Origin of the sequence: Extibacter sp. GGCC_0201 (assembly GCF_017566055.1) — a bacterium.
In the GTDB taxonomy this organism is placed as follows: Bacteria; Bacillota; Clostridia; order Lachnospirales; family Lachnospiraceae; genus Extibacter.
Genome location: NZ_JABFCH010000164.1, coordinates 1 through 223 on the forward strand (window position 1 = coordinate 1; position 223 = coordinate 223).

The window sequence follows — 223 nt, forward strand, 5'->3', positions numbered from 1 at the left end:
TTGTGTGAAGCCGGATATCCTGCTCAACGATGCGGTTACGATTCCCGGACTCCCGATGCGTCAGGTGCCGATTATCAAAGGGGATGCCAAGAGCGCATCCATTGCGGCGGCGAGTATAATCGCCAAGGTGACCAGGGACAGGATGATGGTGCAGTATGACAGTGTGTTTCCGGGATACGGCTTTGAGGCCAATAAAGGGTATGGAGCGGCAGCTCATATCGAC

1 pseudogene is annotated in these 223 nt (G+C 54.7%); it reads left to right on the forward strand.

What is annotated here, in order from left to right:
* Positions 1–223: pseudogene (locus HJV72_RS19120) on the forward strand (ribonuclease HII); the annotation flags it as partial.